This window comes from Rhodanobacter thiooxydans (genome assembly GCF_021545845.1).
Lineage (GTDB): Bacteria > Pseudomonadota > Gammaproteobacteria > Xanthomonadales > Rhodanobacteraceae > Rhodanobacter.
The window spans coordinates 499,966-517,763 of sequence record NZ_CP088923.1; the positions used below are offsets into that span (position 1 = coordinate 499,966).

The 17,798-nt window shown below is 62.9% G+C and carries 21 protein-coding genes; 14 read left to right on the plus strand and 7 right to left on the minus strand.

Annotation, left to right across the window (positions count from 1 at the left end; all coding sequences use genetic code 11):
• Positions 1–123: 123 nt before the first annotated feature.
• The 6 genes from LRK53_RS02120 to LRK53_RS02145 all read right to left on the minus strand — a co-directional run bounded on the left by LRK53_RS02120 (position 124) and on the right by LRK53_RS02145 (position 4,901).
• Positions 124–1,383, minus strand: a complete 1,260-nt coding sequence (locus LRK53_RS02120; RefSeq protein WP_027491141.1) for a YagK/YfjJ domain-containing protein — start codon at positions 1,381–1,383, stop codon at positions 124–126.
• Positions 1,384–2,166: 783 nt separating this feature from the next.
• Positions 2,167–3,690 (minus strand): DUF3987 domain-containing protein, encoded by a 1,524-nt coding sequence (locus tag LRK53_RS02125; protein ID WP_185754536.1) that lies wholly within the window; start codon positions 3,688–3,690, stop codon positions 2,167–2,169.
• Positions 3,687–3,857: a hypothetical protein gene (locus LRK53_RS02130; RefSeq protein ID WP_185754537.1), complete on the minus strand. Its 171-nt coding sequence runs from the start codon at positions 3,855–3,857 to the stop codon at positions 3,687–3,689. Before LRK53_RS02130 ends, LRK53_RS02125 begins: the two co-directional genes overlap by 4 nt.
• Positions 3,854–4,144: a hypothetical protein gene (locus LRK53_RS02135; protein ID WP_027491144.1), complete on the minus strand. Its 291-nt coding sequence runs from the start codon at positions 4,142–4,144 to the stop codon at positions 3,854–3,856. Before LRK53_RS02135 ends, LRK53_RS02130 begins: the two co-directional genes overlap by 4 nt.
• 2 nt (positions 4,145–4,146) lie before the next feature.
• Positions 4,147–4,563 carry a hypothetical protein gene (locus tag LRK53_RS02140; RefSeq protein WP_185754538.1) on the minus strand — a complete coding sequence of 139 codons (417 nt, stop codon included), beginning with the start codon at positions 4,561–4,563 and terminating at the stop codon, positions 4,147–4,149.
• Between the two features lie 5 nt (positions 4,564–4,568).
• Positions 4,569–4,901 carry a hypothetical protein gene (locus tag LRK53_RS02145; protein WP_185754539.1) on the minus strand — a complete coding sequence of 111 codons (333 nt, stop codon included), beginning with the start codon at positions 4,899–4,901 and terminating at the stop codon, positions 4,569–4,571.
• 608 nt (positions 4,902–5,509) lie between these two features.
• On the opposite strand from LRK53_RS02145, the gene queD reads away from it, so the two are divergent.
• From queD to glmU, 13 genes are all read left to right on the plus strand, one after another.
• A complete protein-coding gene (gene queD / locus LRK53_RS02150; protein ID WP_027491146.1) occupies positions 5,510–5,872 on the plus strand; it encodes a 6-carboxytetrahydropterin synthase QueD in 363 nt (120 codons plus the stop codon).
• A 152-nt stretch (positions 5,873–6,024) separates the two neighbouring features.
• Complete coding sequence (locus LRK53_RS02155; protein WP_027491147.1) at positions 6,025–6,414, plus strand: phasin family protein; 390 nt, start codon at positions 6,025–6,027, stop codon at positions 6,412–6,414.
• 246 nt (positions 6,415–6,660) lie between these two features.
• Positions 6,661–7,026: a hypothetical protein gene (locus LRK53_RS02160; RefSeq protein ID WP_027491148.1), complete on the plus strand. Its 366-nt coding sequence runs from the start codon at positions 6,661–6,663 to the stop codon at positions 7,024–7,026.
• Positions 7,027–7,029: 3 nt separating this feature from the next.
• Positions 7,030–7,848, plus strand: coding sequence for a F0F1 ATP synthase subunit A (gene atpB, locus LRK53_RS02165; protein WP_027491149.1), 819 nt, complete (start codon positions 7,030–7,032; stop codon positions 7,846–7,848).
• A 68-nt stretch (positions 7,849–7,916) separates the two neighbouring features.
• A complete protein-coding gene (gene atpE, locus LRK53_RS02170; RefSeq protein WP_027491150.1) occupies positions 7,917–8,195 on the plus strand; it encodes a F0F1 ATP synthase subunit C in 279 nt (92 codons plus the stop codon).
• A gap of 93 nt (positions 8,196–8,288) precedes the next feature.
• Positions 8,289–8,759, plus strand: a complete 471-nt coding sequence (locus LRK53_RS02175) for a F0F1 ATP synthase subunit B (RefSeq protein ID WP_027491151.1) — start codon at positions 8,289–8,291, stop codon at positions 8,757–8,759.
• A 3-nt stretch (positions 8,760–8,762) separates the two neighbouring features.
• A complete protein-coding gene (locus tag LRK53_RS02180) occupies positions 8,763–9,296 on the plus strand; it encodes a F0F1 ATP synthase subunit delta (RefSeq protein WP_027491152.1) in 534 nt (177 codons plus the stop codon).
• A gap of 148 nt (positions 9,297–9,444) precedes the next feature.
• Entirely contained in the window at positions 9,445–10,995 is a 1,551-nt protein-coding gene (gene atpA, locus LRK53_RS02185; protein WP_027491153.1) for a F0F1 ATP synthase subunit alpha, read from the plus strand.
• 105 nt (positions 10,996–11,100) lie between these two features.
• On the plus strand, positions 11,101–12,018 hold the full coding sequence (gene atpG, locus LRK53_RS02190) for a F0F1 ATP synthase subunit gamma (RefSeq protein ID WP_027491154.1): 918 nt from the start codon (positions 11,101–11,103) through the stop codon (positions 12,016–12,018).
• Positions 12,019–12,099: 81 nt separating this feature from the next.
• Positions 12,100–13,512, plus strand: coding sequence for a F0F1 ATP synthase subunit beta (gene atpD / locus LRK53_RS02195; protein WP_027491155.1), 1,413 nt, complete (start codon positions 12,100–12,102; stop codon positions 13,510–13,512).
• Positions 13,513–13,633: 121 nt separating this feature from the next.
• Positions 13,634–14,059 (plus strand): F0F1 ATP synthase subunit epsilon, encoded by a 426-nt coding sequence (locus LRK53_RS02200; RefSeq protein WP_027491156.1) that lies wholly within the window; start codon positions 13,634–13,636, stop codon positions 14,057–14,059.
• A gap of 227 nt (positions 14,060–14,286) precedes the next feature.
• The gene (locus tag LRK53_RS02205; protein WP_235642467.1) at positions 14,287–14,823 is read left to right on the plus strand and encodes a hypothetical protein; all 537 of its coding nucleotides are present in this window, start codon (positions 14,287–14,289) and stop codon (positions 14,821–14,823) included.
• A 77-nt stretch (positions 14,824–14,900) separates the two neighbouring features.
• Positions 14,901–16,295, plus strand: coding sequence for a bifunctional UDP-N-acetylglucosamine diphosphorylase/glucosamine-1-phosphate N-acetyltransferase GlmU (gene glmU, locus LRK53_RS02210; protein ID WP_235642468.1), 1,395 nt, complete (start codon positions 14,901–14,903; stop codon positions 16,293–16,295).
• Positions 16,296–16,358: 63 nt separating this feature from the next.
• Here glmU and LRK53_RS02215 read toward each other — a convergent pair whose 3' ends face one another.
• Positions 16,359–17,348: a chorismate transformation FkbO/Hyg5 family protein gene (locus LRK53_RS02215; protein ID WP_027491159.1), complete on the minus strand. Its 990-nt coding sequence runs from the start codon at positions 17,346–17,348 to the stop codon at positions 16,359–16,361.
• Positions 17,349–17,442: 94 nt separating this feature from the next.
• Here LRK53_RS02215 and LRK53_RS02220 point away from each other — a divergent pair, with 94 nt between their 5' ends.
• A complete protein-coding gene (locus LRK53_RS02220) occupies positions 17,443–17,712 on the plus strand; it encodes a phosphopantetheine-binding protein (RefSeq protein WP_027491160.1) in 270 nt (89 codons plus the stop codon).
• Positions 17,713–17,798: the final 86 nt, after the last annotated feature.

The following is a 17,798-nucleotide window of genomic DNA, read 5'->3' on the forward strand; positions in this document are numbered from 1 at the left end:
ACTGCTGGAACAACCCATGTCAGGTGAGGTACGGACTGGTAACGGGAAGGGGGCTTCGGCTCCCCTCCCCAGTTTGCAAGGCTTCTTTTTTTGGCTTGGGCGCGATGAAGGGCGCTGGCGGCGTCATGGTTCGTAGCGAGGGTTGCCAAGAATTGCATCGACGAGAATCATGTCATGACCCACTCTGCGTGGCGCACCACGTTTTGGCCTGGATCCAAATTGCTTCATAGTGCCACGCATGAGATTTCGCTTGTGTCCGGTCATGACGTAACCGTCGCCCTTCGCCAGGTACTTAATCGCCTCTTTGATGCCCATGAGCATCCGCCAATCGCTGATGTGGACAGATCCGATGGCGTTGTACTCGTAGTGGTGGCGCCGAACGTAGCAATTAAAATAACTGGCCCGCAAAGGCCCACATTTCTTGAGCCACTTCTCGCCCAGCAGTTTCGACAGGTGACATGCGTTCTGATGCTTGTGCCCATCGAGGGCGACGAGCAGGTGGTAATGCATGCCGCGATCGAAGCCACATTCCCGCTTGCAGATCCTCCGCAGCACGTCGGGAACGATGCGCCCCTCATCAAGATCACGTAGATAGCGTTCAAGGCACTTCTCGGCCAATCGAACATCCTCCGCCGTGTGGTGGGTTGGCCGGATGTATAGATCGACACGTAGGACAAGTAGCCTTGAGTATTGTTGAAAGCCTTCGGCCATGTAACGGCAGCAAGAGAGAAAGTTCTTCCTTTCCAGCTTGGTGCGGTTCGCCTCGATGCGCTTGAACCAGGAGGAACGGCAGCATCGCCGTACGAAGCGAGCGATCCACTCGATCCTTCTGCGCACCTTTTCGTTGCTGAGATCGATGATCATCCCATTGGCGTGCCTTATGGCTGGCATGGCCTTCTGACAGGCTCGCAACATGACAGCGATGTGGGGGTTGAACCTCGTGACCATGCTTTCGGTTTGGGCCAAGTCCTCATGCTTGGCGAAGGGGATTGCAGGCCAGGAGTGGCGCCCCCTGTAGCGACTGCTGGGGCTGGCCATCTCGATGAGGGGAATGCCTGTGCAGCACACTTGCCATACTGCATTGCCAAGCGACGTGAGGCTGTACGCACGACTGACGTGCTTCCATGTAGGCCTCGGACGCCTGTTGGCTTTGATCATGCGCCCTTGGCCTCCGCAGATGCGCTTGGCGAGGTGCTCAAGCTTAGCTATCCATCTCAAGCATTCGCTTTCGTCCGATATCGATGTATTGCCGTCACCATCGTGAAGGAAGCGTTTCGCGGCGATATGGTAGTTTCGTTCCTCCTCGGCGATCTGTCTTTCCATTTCCTTCATCATGAAGTCCACGTCGTCTACCGGCAGGTAGTCATCAGCTGCAGTGTTCATAGCCGCCTCCCATGACTGGCTTTTAGCCGGGACCCATCCACCAAGAGCTAGCGCTGACTTTTGCTATTAGATAGAGGGAACCGGAATTCCCCTTGGCCACCGATGGCACTATGGAAAGTCCATTTTGATGGCTGGCCACGGGATTACTGGCGAAATTGTGTTCGCCATAGGATTGTGGACTTGGTGATTTTTTTCGATCAGCGAGTAGTTCGTGCGAACATTTCGATCTCGCACGATCTCGGTGCTTCGAATGGATGATGAGCGGCCGGTAGCACACTCGCGCTGGGCATCTTTGTCATGGGGACGCAGATCGAATTGCTGATAGATCGCGAAGCTGCGCGCTGAAATCCCGCTTTCCTATGCGAATGACAAGGGCGTGAACGTGAGCAAGGATGTGGCGAAGCTTATGGCCAAGGGCATCCTCTCCAACGTGCGCAGCTTGGGCGGACCGCGCCATGAGCATGACCTATCTGCCTTCGGACCTATTGCCACAATCCCTTCGCAGTTCAGTCGGTACACAAACGGCTTTTCAGGCGGCGCCTCTGCCTTGGAGCGCGCGCAATTCCGCACGGCACAGGCCTAGATGGCCGTGCGGTAGTCCGTACTAGATACCCCCAAGACCCATACGACGATGCGACGGTCGCATATGTCGCACGGGGAGAGGGGTGTTCCAAAAAAATCGCACCTCCAAAAGCAGATCGGACCGCTTTGGAAGTGCGCAAGTAGAAATCCCTGGTGCCGGTCTGGTCACCCCCTGAGGAGGGTGGCCAATCCGGTTGTGCGTCAGTTGATCATGTTGATCAGCGAACGGAAGTGCACGTACTGCTTGCCGCCATTCGTTGGGATGATCTGGATCTTGCCTTGTTGCTGAAGGTGAAGAAGCGCAGGCAACAGGTACTTGTCTAGCTTCAGGTCGCTCGTCGTATTGATGTGGTGAAGGCTGTCCAGTGAAACTACCGTGCTGCCGCCAGAGTTCAGATTCAAACGACGGAAGAATGTCTCGAGTTTCAAGCAATCTTCCACGACACGCGGGATCACCTTGGCCAGAGAGAACTGATCCCGGTACGCTTCAATGTGGTAGCGGATGATGCGGATAGCGCATTCCATCGTGTCCAACGTGATCTTCGTATCGCCGATGAAATATGCGAAGACAGCAGCCAGGCGAGCAGCGTGCATCGAGGCTTTGGCAGCGAACGCACGGACATCCAACAAATCGCCGGGCTTGTAGCCTTCATCAGCATCGTTGCCCTTGCGGTTTGCTGCGTGTGACGATGAACGAACTCGCATCTCGCGATCGAACGCATCCCAGCAATCGCGTGCATCAGCGTTGAACTCGACAATGTCCTGTTCCGTGACGCCGGCCTTGACGCGACGGGCACGCTCAGTGATCAACTCGGCAATACGTGCCAAGAATGCATCAAGCGGCTCGTTCGTGGCATCCAGGTTCTCGGTAGACGTGAAGCCGGGCCTTGGCTCCTTCGGCGTTATGGTCAGGAATCGTGCCCATACGCCCATGCCAAAAGCCTTCTTTCCAGCGGCTTCACAGAACTTATAAAAATTTTCGGCCTGGATCAGGAGGAGGGCCATGACGCGCGAATTGACAACCAAGGTAGTGCCGGTTCCGATGCGATGACTATCCGTCCGGCCGTGACTCCATAGCTGGCACAGATCTGCGATGTACTGATAAAGGTGCGCAAGCAGCTTTTCGCCTTCATCACCCGCAAGGGCAATCGATTCACCGACCCCTGCCAGCCGCTTCAAAAAGGCGGCAGCGGTTGTATCGGAGATCAACCAGTTTTGAAGGCGAGGTTCGATTGGTTCTTGCTCGACGAGCGAGTTGAGCTCGACTTGGATATGATGAAGCGGCTCACCCTTCTGGCGTGCCTTGCTGAGCATCTTGGTCAGGTCGTCGCATTGCCTTCTCCAACTACGGTGCCTGGCCGGATATTCCTTCGTCGCTTTTTCGAAGGCTCCCGCAGCGGTGCGGTCACGCTCCTGAAAAAGTCGGAAGAACGTCTCGAATGCCGGGGACTTTCCTAGGCCGGTTTCGGCGAGGATGAGGAAGTAAAGGCTCAATGGTACGAAGCGGCCATCCGGCATCTTCAGTACCGCGACTCCTTGTACGGCAAGCGAAGCTGCAGCCTGGGCAACAACTATGTAGAGTTCAGGCGAGAGCTGATGTTGAACGCTTACGCACTCCGCTGCCTTTCGGATCAAGGGTGGCGTGGCCATGAACGGATATTCCGTTTCGGTCGGCGCGAAGTGTTCGAGCTTCTTGCGCCAGAAGTGAACATTGAGACCTGTCACGACACCACCTCCGAGAACAGGCGGGTGCGGATGTCGGTGATCACGAGATTGTTCATGGGAGCCCCCCACGCCCATGCATTGCACGGGCGTGGGGGGCTGAACAGGCTGATGGCTTTGATGGCGGGTGTTTGGCTATGAAGCCTGGGATGCCAATTCATGATGTTCATTTGGCACCGCCTTGCAATTGTTCATTGGATTCAGTGGGCCACGTAGTGGCAGCATCGAAGAGCTTTCGCAGCCTTCGGTGATGCAGGTTGATTCCCGAGGCTTTCAGCCTCTTGCAGATCTTATCTTTGGAATCGCCACGCTTGATGGCCTCGTGGATCACCGGAATCAGCTTGGCGAGCTGCCCAGCCTGCCGTTCCTCAGGGGTTGGTTCGGTTGACTCGATGGCCGTCATGGCCGCCAAGACCATCTCGTCGGTGATGACGGTGGATTCTTTATTGGTATTCATCTTCAGTGATCCATGCTCAGGAGTTCATGCTCGTTGAGCGCGAACTTGATGTCTGGGTTGGTTTGGGCGCCCTTGCGGGAGCGATGGGTTATGGCATCGCGCCAGGCACGAATCTCTTCAGCGGGGAAGATCTTCTTGCGGCCGGGCGCCCGAACGATCGAGTCGGGCATGGGGAGCCACGGAAATGGCGCCACCTTGCCTTGATCGATGCGGTTGCCATCGTCGTCGTATATCGGGACGAGGCCGTACTGATGGGCACTCGAATTGGAGAGGCCGACGAATTTCAGGCTCGGAGGGAGGCCGACATTTCCCGACATTGGAAAATTCTCGGTATTACCATGGGCGCTATGACGTGCAGCTTTAGGACGAACGCTGCCGTCACCTTCATCACTGAAGGTGTTTGGGGAGTGCATCGCCATGGTGGTTACTCGCTGTGCGTGGCAGCCGTGTAGGCTGCGATTTCGTGGCGAAAAAACCACTGGCTACCGCCCTTCCAGTGCGGTTTCGGAAGGCGAGTAACGATCTTGTCGACAGCGTCCATGTGCTGCTGGCGCTTCAGTGCGATCTGGAAGTTCTGGCGATAGAAGCCCATGCCGGTGCAACCATCCTTGAAGCTGATTTCGGCATTAGGGTCAGGAACGCCAGCAGCTTCAAAAGCTGCTTTCGTGGAATGGAAAGGTTCCACAGCGGAGGGCGTGTATTCTACGAAGGGCATGTTGTGCTCCATCGAAAAGGCTAAACGACCCGGTGTTGACATCGTTGCTCTCCATCCACTTAGATCAGCGGAATGAATGTGCTAGCAAGGATGTGGCCGGGGCCTCGACGCAACGCCTTGCGCCGACCTGGGCGTCAATACCGCGCGCCAAAGGTTTTTCGATGGTTGCCCTTCGCCGTGTGGCGATGTGAGAAGCAGCTGCAGGGCTCCAAGATTTAGCAGCGGCTACCTGTTGCGACAGGCCATGGATGCGAAACGTCCCAGCAGTCTCGCCCACACCCCTATTTAAAGCAGAATTGCTCCGTCTGCGCAAGGTGGCGGCGCAGCTATTTCCTCGCCATCATCCATCGCTCCATCGCTGGATAGAAGATTCAGATGCCTTGTGTAGATTTCGGCCTGGACAGATATAGACGGTTTGTTACGATGTGATCAGCCAGACGGACGTTCAACTCGTCTACCCTAGTAGGACACATGTGTCTGTTTTTTCATCGGCGAGAAAAGCTGGGGGCAACTTTGGGGGCAGGTGCTGTTTTCTCTTCCGAGAAAAACTAGTGGAATTGTCAGTTTACTGATATTTTTCCAGTCCGCCCATGACCAGGTCGTGTGTTTTCCCGCCGGTCCACCATCGTCACCACGCGCAGGCGTCCGCCATGCATATCTTCAAGGTGTTCCAGATCGAGGCGGCGCACCGGCTACCGAATGTGCCGGCGGGACACAAGTGCGCGCGGCTGCACGGGCATTCGTTTCGGGTCGAGATCCACGTAACCGGGGAGCCGGACCCGCAGTTGGGCTGGGTGATGGACTTTGCCGACGTGAAGGCGGCCTTCGCGCCGCTGTTCGACCAGCTCGATCATCACTACCTCAACGAGATCGAAGGGCTTGAGAACCCGACCAGCGAGATGCTGGCGCGCTGGATCTGGCGGCGGCTGCAGCCGCGCCTGACGGGGCTGGACAAGGTGGTAGTGCATGAAACCTGCACTTCCGGGGCGAGTTGCAGTCGCGACAGCTTTTGACGCGTCGCAGTGTGTCGGGGAATAGACATAAGCCGGTGTTTACAAATGAATATTTGCTTACACACCTATTCGATCACCAGAAATATATTGCAATGCACAAAAGTTGCTGCTAGAGTGCCTGCCACTACCCCATCCTCAACGAGGACTACGTCATGACGCAGCAACTCAACACCCAGTTTTTTGCTTTCACCAAGCAGTTCACCGACAGTGCCTTCAAGGCCCAGTCGGTGGCTCTGAAGGGGCTGGAGACGGTCGCCGAGCTGCAGCTCAAGGCGCTTGAGGAGCAGACCAAGGCTTCCACCGAATTCGTCGCCGAGGCGCTGGAAACCCGTGACATCAATGGCCTGCGCGGCCTGTGGGAAAAGGGCGCCAACCTGGGCTGCGAAAACGCCGAGCGTGCCGTGGCGGTTTCGCAGGAAGTGCTCGCGGTGACCCAGAAGACCGCCGAGTCGCTGAATGCGCTGGTGCAGGAGCAGCGCCAGGCCGCCAACGACGCCGTGGCGGCGCCGGTCGCCGCCGCCAAGAAGGCGGCCGCCAAGTAATTCCGCCGTACTGTCGCGCTTGGATGTGATGGAACAGGGCCGAACCTCGTGTTCGGCCCTGTTCGTGTGTGGGCTCGCCACCATGTATGAGGCGGTCGACCAGATCACGGATTCCGGCAACCGGACGTCATGCCGCAGCCTGCATGGCTTGTCGCTGCAATTGACGCACTGATATACTTTTACGGATTGGATCGTGGCCCGCAGCTGTGTCGGTGCCGCCTGGTGCAGGCCGCGCGGAGACGTTACGTGCTCAACAGTCCAGCCTCTGGTCGACGCCTCGCCTTGCGCATCATCCTGCTGCAGCTTGCTGTGGCGGTACTGGTCGGCCTGGTTTTCCTGGCGCTGGGGTATCGCGAAGCGATGGCGGCAGCGGCAGGCGCGACGATGGTGGCGCTGGGTACCGCGCTGATGTCGGCGCGGTTCTTCAGTGGCGTTAGCGGCGCTGGCGTGGTGTTGGGCCGTCTGCTGACGGGCATGCTCCTGAAATGGATCGTGATCGTCGGGGGGCTGGTCGTGATCCTGTTCCAATTCAAGTTGCCACCGCTGGCCGCCATCACGGGGTTGGCGGCGGCTTACGCGGTTTATCTGCTGGCGTTCAGATTCAAGGGTTGATCCATGGCAAGCGAGCCGACTGGCGGTCTTACCGAGTACATCCAGCACCATCTGCAGCACCTGACCCCGCATGCGAGCAAGGAAGGCTTCTGGGCGGTGCATGTCGACTCGGTCACCGTGTCGCTGGTGCTGGGCGTGCTGTTCTGCCTGTGGTTCTGGCTGAAGGCGCGCAAGGCCACCGCCGGCGTGCCGGGCAAGGGCCAGGCCTTCGTGGAGATCGTGCTGGAGTTCGTCGACGGCCAGGTCAAGGATGTGTTCCACGGCGACCGCCGCGTGCTGGGCCCGCTGGCGCTGACCGTGTTCGTCTGGGTATTCCTGATGAACGCGATGGACCTGCTGCCGGTCGATCTGCTGCCGTGGATCACCGAGAAGTTCGGCATCGGCCATTTCCGTGCCGTGCCTACCGCCGACATCAACATGACCTTCGCGATGTCGCTGACGGTGTTCGTGCTGATCATCTTCTACAGCTTCAAGGCCAAGGGCGCCGGCGGCTACATGCACGAGCTGTTCACCGCGCCGTTCGGCAAGCACCCGCTGCTGTGGATCCCGAACTTCCTGCTCAACATGGTCGAGCTGGCGTCCAAGCCGGTGAGCCTGGCGATGCGACTGTTCGGCAACATGTACGCGGGCGAGCTGGTGTTCATGCTGATCGCTGGCCTGTTCAGCGCCGGTGCGGGCCTGGCCGGCTGGGCACTGTACGGCGCCGGCATCATTGGCTACACGGTGTGGGGCATCTTCCACATCCTGATCATCTCGATCCAGGCCTTCATCTTCATGGTGCTGACGATCGTGTACATCTCGATGGCACACGATCACCACTGATCGGCGTTGTCGAAACCATCTGTTCAACCGCTTTGCCTCTTCCAGTTTGATTTTCTCAGGAGACCGTCGTGGAACTCATCACTCACATTGCTCAAGTCCAGTCCTTCACCGCCATCGCGCTGGGCCTGATCATCGGCCTCGGCGCGCTGGGTGCCTGTATCGGCATTGGCGTCATGGGTTCGAAGTTCCTTGAGGCCGCCGCCCGCCAGCCGGAGCTGGTGCCGCTGCTGCAGGGCCGCATGTTCCTGCTGGCCGGCCTGATCGACGCCGCGTTCCTGATCGGCGTGGCCCTGGCGATGTACTTCGCCGTGGCGAACCCGCTGCTGTCGAAGCTGGCGGGCGCGTAAGTCCCCCGGTGACGCCGCGGCGTCGCCGCTGCAGCCCGGGTGTCGTGACGCCCGGGCCTGTTTCAACCCGTATTTTTTGCAGGTAACGCAGCGATGAATTTCAACGCGACCTTGATTGGCGAAATGATTTCGTTCGCCATCCTGATCTGGTTCAGCGTCCACTTCATCTGGCCGTACATCAATAAGGCCATCGAAGACCGGCAGGTCAAGATCGCCGAAGGCCTGAATGCCGCCGAGCGCGCCCACGCCGAGCTGAAGAGCGCGGACGTGAAGGTGGCCGGCGAGATCAAGCAGGCCCGCCTGCAGGCCTCGGAGATTATCGACAAGGCCCAGCAGCAGGCGAACCAGATCATCGACAAGGCCCGCGCCGAGGCGATCGCCGAGATCAACCGGTTGAAGGCGGCCGCGCAGGACGACATCGCCTCGATGGCGCAGCGCGCCCGCGACCAGCTGCGTGAGCAGGTCGGTGCGCTGGCCGTGCAGGGCGCCAGCAAGATCGTGCAGCGCGAGGTCGATGCCTCGATGCACAAGGCCCTGCTCGACCAGCTTGCGGCAGGTCTTTGATCCATGGCCCAGGCAATCACCCTCGCCCGCCCGTACGCCCGCGCCGCGTTTGAAGTGGCGCATGCGGCCGGCTCGCTGGCCGCATGGTCGCAGGCGCTGGCGTTCGCCGCCGCAGTGGCGAACGATCCTCGCGTGGCCGGCTTCGGCAACGATCCGCGGGTGCTGCCGGCGCAACTGGTAGGCCTGCATCTGCCCGCCGGCGTGACGGCCGACAGCCCGTTCGGGCATTTCCTCGCCGAGATGGCCGAGCAGCGCCGACTGGCGTTGCTGCCGGAAGTGGCTGAGCTGTTCGAGGCGTTCAAGCGCGAGTCCGAGTCGCAGCTGCTGGTCAAGGTGACCAGCGCGATGGCGCTGGACGCGGCGCAGGCCGAACAGCTCAAGGCCTCGCTGAAGCGCCGCTTCAAGCGCGAGATCGAACTGGACACCCGGGTCGACGCCTCGCTGCTGGCCGGCGTGGTGATCGATACCGGCAGCGAAGTGATCGACGGCTCGGCCCGCGGGCGTCTCGCGCAGCTTTCCAGCGCTTTGGCAAATTGATTTAACGCGAAGTCCATTTCGCGAAGAGCAAAACCGGCCATCCAGGGCCGGGTAGAAAATTTAACGCGAAGTCCGTTTCGCGGAGAGCAAAACCGGCCGTCCGGGCCGGACTCTTCAAAAGAGCATTCAATTCCCGGGATAGATGACCATGTCCAGCACTACTTTGAATCCGTCCGAGATCAGCGAACTGATCAAGAGCCGTATCGAGCAGTTCAAGCTCGGCGCGGAAGCGCGCAACGAGGGCACCATCATCAGCGTGTCCGACGGCATCGTGCGTATCCACGGCCTGGCCGACGTGATGCAGGGCGAGATGATCGAGCTGCCGGGCAACGCGTACGCGCTGGCGCTCAACCTCGAGCGCGACTCGGTCGGCGCGGTGGTGCTGGGCGAGTATCAGCACCTGCGCGAGGGCGACACTGCCAAGACCACCGGCCGCATCCTCGAAGTGCCGGTTGGCCCGGAGCTGCTCGGCCGTGTGGTCGACGCGCTGGGCAACCCGATCGACGGCAAGGGCCCGGTCAACGCCAAGCTCAACGCGCCGATCGAGAAGGTCGCGCCCGGCGTGATCTGGCGCAAGTCGGTCGACCAGCCGCTGCAGACCGGCTACAAGTCGGTCGACGCGATGATCCCGGTCGGCCGTGGCCAGCGCGAGCTGATCATCGGCGACCGCCAGACCGGCAAGACCGCGCTGGCGATCGACGCGATCATCGCGCAGAAGGATTCCGGCATTAAGTGCATCTACGTCGCGATCGGCCAGAAGCGTTCGTCGATCGCCAACGTGGTGCGCAAGCTCGACGAGAACGGCGCGCTGGCCAACACCATCATCGTGGTCGCCTCGGCGTCCGAGTCGGCCGCGCTGCAGTACGTCGCGCCATATTCCGGCTGCGCGATGGGTGAGTACTTCCGCGACCGCGGCCAGGACGCGCTGATCGTCTACGACGACCTGTCCAAGCAGGCCGTGGCCTACCGTCAGATCTCGCTGCTGCTGAAGCGCCCGCCGGGCCGTGAGGCGTACCCGGGCGACGTGTTCTACCTGCACTCGCGCCTGCTCGAGCGTGCCTCGCGCGTGTCCGAGGAGTATGTCGAGAAGTTCACCAGCGGCGAAGTGAAGGGCAAGACCGGTTCGCTGACCGCGCTGCCGATCATCGAGACCCAGGGCGGCGACGTCTCCGCGTTCGTGCCGACCAACGTGATCTCGATCACCGACGGCCAGATCTTCCTGGAGACCGACCTGTTCAACGCCGGCATCCGTCCGGCCGTGAACGCCGGCATCTCGGTGTCCCGCGTCGGCGGCGCCGCGCAGACCAAGATCGTGAAGAAGCTGTCCGGCGGCGTGAAGCTGGCGCTGGCGCAGTTCCGCGAGCTGGCCGCGTTCGCGCAGTTCGCCTCGGACCTGGACCCAGCCACCCGCGCGCAGCTGGACCGCGGCCAGCGCGTCACCGAGCTGATGAAGCAGAAGCAGTACGCGCCGCTGTCGATCGCCGAGCTGGCGCTGTCGGTGTACGCCGCCGAGCACGGCTACCTGGACGACCTGCCGGTGAACCAGGTGCTGCCGTTCGAGAAGGGCCTGCACGCGTTCATGCACCAGAACCACGGCGACCTGATGAAGACCATCGTGGCCACCGGCAACTGGGACAAGGACATCGAGGCCGTATTCAAGGCTTCGCTGGACGAATACAAGAAGACCGGCAGCTGGTAAGAGAGCCGGGATTCGGGATTTGAGATTCGGGATTCGGTAAGAGCTTGAGTGTGCGGCTTCTACAAATCCCGAATCCCACGAGTGAGCAAAACGAGCGAGTAGAGCATGGCCAGCGGACGCGAAATCAAAACCAAGATCAAGAGCACGCAGAACATGCGCAAGGTGACGCGCGCGCTCGAGATGGTCTCGGCCTCGAAGATCCGCAAGGCGCAGGATCTGATGAAGGCCTCGCGCCCGTATGCGCGCTCCATGCGCAAGGTGATCGCCCACGTGGCGCAGGCCAGCACCGATTTCAGCCATCCGTTCCTGGTCCAGCGCGACCACGTGGCGCGGGTCGGCTACATCGTGGTGTCGACCGATCGCGGCCTGTGTGGCGGCCTCAACTCCAACCTGTTCCGCCGCCTGCTGCCGGCGATCGCCGACTGGCAGCAGCAGGGCGTGCAGGTGGACGTGGTAGCGATCGGCCAGAAGGCCGTGGCGCTCTTCCGCCGCATCAAGGGCGTCAACCTGGTCGGCAGCGTCAGCCACCTCGGCGAGAAGCCGAAGCTGGAGCAACTGGTCGGCGTGATCAAGGTGATGATGGACGCCTACCAGGCCAACGGCCTGGATCGCGTGTTCCTCGCCTACAACGACTTCGTCAACACCATGACGCAGAAGCCGACCATCGATGCGCTGCTGCCGCTGCCACTGGTGGCCGCGGAGATGGAAGAACACCAGGCGGCCGGCGAATCGGCCTACGCCGGCGTCAAGCTGGAGTCGAGCCACGACTGGGACTACCTCTACGAGCCGGACGCGCAGACCGTGCTGGAGCATGTGCTGACCCGCTACATCGAGTCGGTGGTGTACCAGGCGGCGTTGGAGAATCTCGCCAGCGAGCACGCCGCACGCATGGTGGCGATGAAGAGCGCGTCGGACAACGCGAACAAGGTGATCGGCGAACTGACCCTGGTCTACAACAAGGCCCGCCAGGCCGCGATCACCCAGGAAATTTCGGAAATCGTCGGAGGAGCCGCTGCGGTGTAACCGCGGTAGGTCCCCAAACATTCATGGCGACGCGAAGCGGCGCCGCAACAAACCTAAAGAGATTCATCCGGAGCTATCAGCATGAGCCAGGGCAAAGTTGTTCAGATCATCGGCGCGGTCATCGACGTGGAGTTCCCGCGTGACCAGGTGCCGCAGGTGTATGACGCGCTGAAGATCGACGGCACCGAGATCACGCTGGAAGTGCAGCAGGTGCTGGGCGACGGCATCGTCCGCACCATCGCGCTCGGTTCCACCGAAGGCCTGAAGCGCGGCCTCGTGGCCCGCAACACCGGCGAAGGCATCAAGGTGCCGGTCGGCAAGCAGACCCTCGGTCGCATCATGGACGTGCTCGGCAACCCGATCGACGAAGCCGGCCCGATCGGCGAGCAGGACCGCTGGGTGATCCATCGCGAGGCGCCGAGCTACGCCGACCAGGCCGCGGCCAACGACCTGCTGGAAACCGGCATCAAGGTGATCGACCTGGTCTGCCCGTTCGCCAAGGGCGGCAAGGTCGGCCTGTTCGGCGGCGCCGGCGTCGGCAAGACCGTGAACATGATGGAGCTGATCAACAACATCGCCAAGGCGCACGCGGGCCTGTCCGTGTTCGCCGGCGTGGGCGAGCGTACCCGCGAGGGCAACGACTTCTACCATGAGATGAAGGACTCCAACGTCCTGGACAAGGTGGCGATGGTCTACGGCCAGATGAACGAGCCGCCGGGCAACCGCCTGCGGGTGGCGCTGACCGGCCTGACCATGGCCGAGTACTTCCGTGACGAGAAGGACGAGACCGGCAAGGGCAAGGACGTGCTGCTGTTCATCGACAACATCTACCGCTACACGCTGGCCGGCACCGAGGTATCCGCACTGCTCGGCCGCATGCCGTCGGCAGTGGGCTACCAGCCGACCCTGGCCGAGGAAATGGGCGTGCTGCAGGAGCGCATCACCTCGACCAAGACCGGCTCGATCACCTCGATCCAGGCCGTGTACGTGCCCGCGGACGACCTGACCGACCCGTCACCGGCCACCACCTTCGCCCATCTGGACGCGACCGTGGTGCTCTCGCGCAACATCGCCAGCCTGGGCATCTACCCGGCAGTGGACCCGCTCGACTCGACCAGCCGCCAGCTCGATCCGAACGTGATCGGCCAGGAGCACTACGACGTGGCCCGCAAGGTGCAGGGCACGCTGCAGCGCTACAAGGAGCTGAAGGACATCATCGCGATCCTCGGCATGGATGAGCTCAGCGAAGAAGACAAGCAGGCGGTGGCCCGCGCGCGCAAGTGCGAGCGCTTCTTCTCGCAGCCGTTCCACGTGGCCGAGGTGTTCACCGGCTCGCCGGGCAAGTACGTGTCGCTGAAGGAAACCATCCGCGGCTTCAAGATGATCGTCGATGGCGACGTCGACCACCTGCCGGAGCAGGCGTTCTACATGGTCGGCGGCATCGACGAGGCGATCAAGAAGGCCGAAGAGATGGGCGCCAAGAAAGCCGCCTGACCCTGAAGCCGGGATTCGGGGTTTGCGATTCGGGATTCGTTGAGCTGCGTCATCGCGCTTTTGACGAATCCCCAATCCCGAATCTCGAATCCCGTTCGACCGAGCGTAGCGAGAGAGAACCATGACCCACACCATTCGCGTCGACATCGTCAGTGCCGAAGCCGAGATCTTTTCCGGCGACGCGACGATGGTCGTTGCCACCGGCGAAGTCGGCGAGCTCGGCATCACGCCGCGCCATGCACCGCTGATCACCCGTCTCAAGCCGGGCCACGTCGACGTGCTGCTGGCCAGCGGCGAGCGCCAGCAGTTCTGGATTTCCGGCGGCATGCTGGAAGTGCAGCCGCAGGTGGTCACCGTGCTGGCCGACACCGCCGCGCGCGCCGCCGATCTGGACGAGGCCTCGGCGCAGCGCGCCAAGAAAGAAGCCGAGGACGCGCTGGCCAAGCGCAGCGACGCGATGGAAATCGCCGAGGCGCAGGTCAAGCTGGCCGAGGCGATCACCCAGCTGCAGGCGCTGGAGCGGCTGCGCAAGAGCCTCAAGCACTAGGCTTTTGCGATCATCCCTGATCGCGAAGATCAAACGGGCGGCCATCCCTGGAAATGAGATTCGTGCACTCATCCATGAGTGCAGAGCGAGATCAAAAGGCGGCCGTCCATGGCCGCACTTCCAACAGAAGCGGTTGCCTCGATGGACATTGCGGAACAGGACGCCGGCCTTGTGCCGGCGTTTTTGCATCGGCACGATACAGTCTGGGCAGCGCAGGGAAGATGCCGATGACAGGATCGATGTTCACTATCCGCCAGGGCGGCTGCGTGCTGTTGCTGCTGTTGGCCGGTTGCGCCGCGCCGCGCCAGCAGCCATCGCCGCCGGCCATCGGTGATGCGTCATGGCGGATGGTGGTGCCGCCCGACACGGTGCGCTACCCGCTGGCGCTGGGCGAGGTGTCCAGCGGCGCCACACCGTTTCGGCGCGTGGCGCCGGTGTATCCGCCCGATCGGCTGGCCAGCTGTCCGCCGCCGCAGGAAGTGCCGGCATTGCTGATCGTCGATGGGCAGGGCAAGGTCGGCGAAGTGCGCGTGACTGGCGAGCCGCAGGCCGATGCGGGCCGCCAGGCATTCATCGACGCCGTGCGCGCGGCCGCGCTGCAGTGGCAGTTCAGTCCGCTGACGATCAACCGCTGGGCCGCCGATGCCGATGGCAACAGCCACGTGGTGGACAGCGAGACGAAACCGTTCAGCCTGGCCTACGTGTTCCGCTTCGAATGCCATGCCGGCAAACCCACGGTGTCGACCGCGGCGACGAAGCCCTGAGTCAGCTGTCCGCCATCGTCCGCGCCGCGCGGGCTGCTATGCTTTTTTTCGATCAGGACGCGTCAAGGCCTTATTCCATGAACCGAGCTCCGCTCCACGTCGTCATCCTCGCTGCCGGCGCCGGCACGCGGATGAAATCGAACCGGGCCAAGGTGCTGATGCCGCTGGCCGGCCGGCCGCTGCTGGCGCACGTGATCGACGCCGCGCGCGCGCTGCGGCCGGCGGCCATCCACGTCGTCTACGGCCATGGCGGCGAGCAGGTGCAGGCTGCGTTCTCCGGCCAGGCCGACCCCGGATCAGGTCCGGGGCAGGCTCTGCGCTGGGTGCTGCAAGCGGAGCGGCTGGGTACCGGCCACGCGGTGGAGCAGGCGCTGGCCGGCGTGCCCGATGGCGTGGGCGTGCTGGTGCTGTATGGCGACGTGCCGCTGACCCGGGCCGAGACCCTGCAGCAGCTGGCGGCGGTGGAAGGCGGCTTCGGCCTGCTCACCACCCGGCTGGCCGATCCGCACGGCTACGGCCGCGTGCTGTGCGACGGCAACGGCCGCGTATGCGCGGTGGTCGAGGAGAAGGACGCCGACGACGGCCAGCGCGCGGTGAACCTGGTCAACACCGGTATCCTGGTGGCCGACGCGCAGGCGCTGCGCGGCTGGATCGGCCGGCTCGACCGCAACAACGCGCAGGGCGAGTATTACCTCACCGACATCTTCGGCATGGCCGCCGCCGAGCACCGGCCCGCACTCAGCGTCGAATGCGCCGACCCGGTCGAGGCCGCCGGCGCCAACAACGCGCTGCAACTGAGCGAACTGGAAGCAGCGTATCGCCGTCGCGCCACGCACGCGCTGATGGCGGCCGGCGTGCGGCTGGCGGATCCCTTGCGCATCGACGTGCGTGGCACGGTCGAGGCGGGACGCGACGTCGAGCTGGATATCGACGTGATCCTCGAAGGCCGCGTGTCACTCGGCGACGAGGTGCGCGTCGGCGCGTTCACCCGGCTGAAGGACGTGCAGCTGGCCGCTGGCACGGTGGTGCTGCCGCACTGCGACCTGGACGGCGTGGTCACCCATGGCCCGTGCAGCATCGGCCCGTTCGCGCGGCTGCGCCCCGGCACCGAGCTCGATGCCGGCGTACACGTCGGCAACTTCGTCGAAACCAAGAAGACGCACCTGGGCGAAGGCAGCAAGGCCAACCACCTCAGCTACCTCGGCGATACCGTGGTGGGCCGCGGCGTCAACATCGGCGCCGGCACCATCACCTGCAACTACGACGGCGTGAACAAGTTCGCCACGCACATCGGCGACGGCGCCTTCATCGGCTCCAACAGTGCGCTGGTGGCTCCGGTGACGATCGGCGCGCAGGCCACCATCGGCGCCGGCTCGGTGATCACCCGCGATGCGCCGGACGGGGAACTCACCGTGGCGCGCGGCACGCAGCAGACGTTTCCCGGCTGGAAGCGGCCGGTGAAGCGGGAGTGAGCGAAGAGGAGTGAGCGAAGGCAGCGGCGGAGCGCGCTTCGGGCTTTTCTCTCACTCCACGCTCTACGCGTAACGCCAGCCGTCGATCTCCACCAGCAGCTCGCGGCGGCAGATGTCGCCGTGCAGCAGCAGTGTCGGCACGCCGGGCAGGCGGCGTTGCACGAACGTGCGCACACGTGCGGTGTCCGCGCCGTGGCGCACGTAGATCTTCAGCGGGGACTGGCCGTCGAAGCCCGTTGCCATGCCGGCGCTGGCCAGCAGTGCCTCGAGGTTGAGCAGGGTTTCCTCCAGCTGCGCGTCGAGGTCGTCCTGGTGCGCCGACGCGTGGCCGACCACCGCGGCGGTGCCGGAGATCGCCAGCACGTCCTGCGCCGGCAGCAGCATGGCGCGGGCGAAACTGGGTGGGGTGCGGCCGTACTGCCGCGGGTAGCGCCAGGCGCTGACCTGGCGCGGGTTTTCCACGCGCATGCCGGGCTGGTCGCTGGCCAGCAGGTAGACCTGCAGGCGGCGCCCGTCGCCGTGATGGCCGATCGCGGTGGCGGCGGGGAAGCCCTCGGCGAAGAAGTCACCCATGCCGGCGACGCGGCCGTCGCAGAAGTGCTTGTAGCGCTCGGCGTCGCCTTCGCCGTGGTTGATCGCGCCGAGGTAGTTCCACACGCGCAGCACATGTCGCGCCTCGCGCGTGGCGACGAAGCGGTGCAGCTGTTCGTAGGCCAGCCGCGCCGTGGCGGTCGGGCCGCCGTGTTCGCGTTCGTCCAGTTCGATCGCCGCGAACAGCCAGCCGCCGCCGGCGGACCAGCACAGCGCGCCGTCGCGGCCGTAGCTGACCGGTGCATCGACCTGCCACAGCTCCAGCGGCGCAGGCGCATCGAAGCTTTCCAGCGCCACCTGCAGGCAGCGCGGGTCGGTACTGGCCGGGGTGCTGACGCCGAAGCCGAACAAGGCCAGCGTACCGGGTTCGGCCAGCAGCGCGCTGGCCGCGCCGGCGCGGTAGCACACCTGCAGCGCGCGGCGCGGCAGCGGATCGATCTGGGGGTTTTCACAGCCCTGCATATGGCTTGCAACCAGGAACGACAGGGGCGCTATGTTACACTCCGCGCCCACTGCCACCGGGGGGAGGCAATGCATTCAGCGTACGGAATCGAGCATGGCGGAACAGACAGCGGCGCAGCACGAATTGGCTACCCTGGTCGTGGCATGCCTGAATCTCGACTCCGTCACCCCCGAACAGATCGACCCGGATGCACCGCTGTTCGGCGGCGAGCTGGGGCTGGATTCGATCGACGCGCTGGAAATCGCCCTGGCCGTGTCCAAGCGCTACGGCTTCCAGCTGCGCTCGGACAACCCGGACAACCGGCAGATCTTCACCAGCCTGCGCACGCTGTCCGCGCACGTCGAGCAGCACCGCGCCGGTTGACGCCGGCGGTTCGGCCCGGCCGCGTCCGCGACGCTTCCTTCAGGTGGCGTTCCATCGTCCGTGGCAGGCTCGACATTCCAGTGGAG